Origin of the sequence: Streptomyces sp. MnatMP-M17 (assembly GCF_900091995.1) — a bacterium.
In the GTDB taxonomy this organism is placed as follows: domain Bacteria; phylum Actinomycetota; class Actinomycetes; order Streptomycetales; family Streptomycetaceae; genus Streptomyces.
Window position 1 is genome coordinate 1 of the sequence record NZ_FMDK01001205.1, and the last position, 2,521, is coordinate 2,521.

At 72.5% G+C, this 2,521-nt stretch carries 4 protein-coding genes; all 4 read right to left on the reverse strand.

Annotation, left to right across the window (positions count from 1 at the left end; translation table 11 throughout):
- Window positions 1–73: 73 nt before the first annotated feature.
- A complete protein-coding gene (locus GA0115259_RS37795; RefSeq protein ID WP_093605110.1) occupies window positions 74–1,051 on the reverse strand; it encodes an aldo/keto reductase in 978 nt (325 codons plus the stop codon).
- Window positions 1,048–1,881 (reverse strand): amidohydrolase family protein, encoded by an 834-nt coding sequence (locus GA0115259_RS37800; RefSeq protein WP_093605112.1) that lies wholly within the window; start codon window positions 1,879–1,881, stop codon window positions 1,048–1,050. The genes GA0115259_RS37795 and GA0115259_RS37800 overlap by 4 nt, the downstream gene beginning before the upstream one ends.
- A 141-nt stretch (window positions 1,882–2,022) precedes the next feature.
- Entirely contained in the window at window positions 2,023–2,346 is a 324-nt protein-coding gene (locus tag GA0115259_RS37805; RefSeq protein WP_093605114.1) for an L-rhamnose mutarotase, read from the reverse strand.
- A gap of 3 nt (window positions 2,347–2,349) precedes the next feature.
- Window positions 2,350–2,521: SDR family oxidoreductase (locus GA0115259_RS37810; RefSeq protein ID WP_141716882.1), on the reverse strand; the 172-nt coding region annotated here is incomplete at its 5' end.

Genomic DNA, 2,521 nt, shown 5'->3' on the forward strand with positions numbered 1-2,521 from the left:
CGGCTCCACTCCTTGACGGAGGGAGCCGCCGCACCGGCTTTGTCAGTCGGCCTTTGTCATCTGAACGGGCGGCTCAGGCGGCCGAGTCGAGGGCCGACCAGGTGTTGGCGGGGAGGTCGTGGGCTGTCCAGTGGGCGGCTGAGGTGGCTTCTTGGGGGGTGCGGAAGCCGGCTACGACGGTGGGGACGGCGGGGGCGCGGAGTGGGAAGCGGAGGGCGGCGTGGGGGAGGGTGGTGTGGTGGGCGGTGCAGATGTCAGCCAGGTGGCGGGCTCGGCGGAGCAGGGCGGCGGGGGCCGGGCCGTAGTCGAAGGACGCCTCGTCGGGTGGGTACGGGCGGCTGAGGAGGCCGGAGTTGAACGGAGCCGCCGCGACCACCGCGACGCCGCGCTCCGCGCACGCGTCCAGCAGTGGGCGGGCCGTACGGTCGATCAATGTCCAGCGGCCGGCCACCATCACGGCGTCCACGTCCGCCTCGGCGACGATCCGCAGCAGAGGCGCGACGGTGTTCATGCCGACGCCCACGGCGCCGATGACGCCCTGGTCGCGCAGGGCCGCCAGGGCGGGAAGTGCCTGGTCGAGGGCGGTGTCGAGATGGTCGTCGGGATCGTGGACGTAGACGACGTCCACGCGGTCCAGGCCCAGCCTGGTCAGGCTGCCCTCCAGGCTGCGCAGGACGCCGTCACGTGAGTAGTCGGGACGGCGGATCAGCGTGTCCGGTACGGCGAAGCCGCCTGCGGCCAGGTCGGATCCGGTGGGTGCGGGATGGGGTTCCAGCAGTCGGCCGACCTTGGTGGAGACGGTGAACTCCGCCCGTGGCCGGTGGGCGAGTGCCGCGCCGAGCCGCCGTTCGGAGAGTCCGAGACCGTAGTGCGGAGCGGTGTCGAAGTAGCGGACTCCGGCGTCCCAGGCGGCCTCGACCGTGGCCCGTGCCTGGTCGTCGCCGAGCGGCGCGTAGAGATTGCCGAGGGGAGCGCCGCCGAATCCCAGGGCACTGACGCGGACATCCGTACGGCCGAGCCGGCGGTTACGGCCGAGTCTGCGGCCCGTCACGCGGCGATCCCGTACCAGCGCGCGGCCGTCGTGCCGAAGACCGCCTCGCGCTCGTCGGCGCCGAGTTGGTCCGTGAGTGTCTCGGCGACGGCCAGGACGTCGTCGTAATCGGCCGCGAGCAGACAGACAGGCCAGTCCGAGCCGTACATAAGGCGGTCAGGGCCCACCGTCGCGAGCAGTACGTCCGCGTACGGGCGCAGAGCGCGGGCGGGATCGGCGCCGGTCCTGGTGACCAGGCCGGACAGTTTCACGGCGGCATTGGGGCAGTCGGCGAGCTCGGTCAGCAGCGCGGTCCATGGCGCCAGGCCGTCCGCGCCGACGACCGGATTGCCCGCGTGGTCCAGGACGAAGCGCACGTCCGGCAGCTCTCGTACGGTCCGTACGGCGGCGGGCAGTTGGTCGGGCCGTACGAGCAGCTCGTACACGAGGCCCGCGGCGCCGACCGCCTCGATACCGCGACGGACCTCGGGACGCGCCGTCCAGTCCGGATCGGGCTCGTCCTGGATGCCGTGCCGGATACCGACGAGTGCGGAGCCTCCGGGCCGTTCGCGCAGTTCCGCGAGGCGGCCGGCGACACCGGGATCGGTCAGGCTCGTCCAGCCGACGACGGCTCGGACGTGCGGGTCCTCGGCCGCCAGGGCGAGCAGTTCCGGTGTCTCCTCCGGTACGGCGATGGTCTGGACGACGACGGTGGCGTCGATGGCGTTCCGGTCGAGCGCGGGCCGCAGTTCGGCGGCGTTGAAGGTCCGGCGCAGGTCGGGCACGGCGTGGGTCCACGGCTGGTCGCGCACTCCGAGGTCCCACAGATGGTGATGAGCGTCGATGCGCACCGTTCTTCGATCCTTCGGTCGGTCGGCAGGGTTTCGAGGTGGCAAGGCTTTGGGATCACAAGGCTTCGTGGTGACAGGCTTCGTGGTGACAAGGCTTCTGGTCGGTGAGGCGGAAGGGCCGCCCGCAACTCCGGCGCCGCCTCAGTCCAGGTGGAAGATCTCCTCCGCCGAGGCCCACCACTCCCCCTCGGCCACCCCGTCCAGCGGCTGCTGGCACGGATCGGTCAGCGCCCACCACTCGCGGGAGACCGGATCGGCGGCGATCGCCGCGGTGTCGGCGGCGTAGTCGCTCCCGGTGTACTCCAGGTAGCTGAACAGCAGGCCGTCCCGCAGGAAGATGGAGTAGTTGCCGATGTTGGCCCGCTTGAGGGCCGCGAGTACGCCCGGCCACGCGGCGGCGTGCAGTGCGCGGTACTCCGGCTCCTTCTCGGGCCGCAGCCTGATCACGGCGGCGAAGCGCTGCACGGCTCAGCCCTCCGTCCGCGGTCGCAGCCGCAGTCCGTCCATGCCGCCGTCGACCGCCAGGGCGGCGCCCGTCGTGGAGGCGGCGGCCGGAGAGGCGAGATACGCGACGGCCGCGGCGATCTCGTCGGCGCCGACCAGCCGGCCGTGCGGCTGCCGGGCCGCCAGTGCCGCGTAC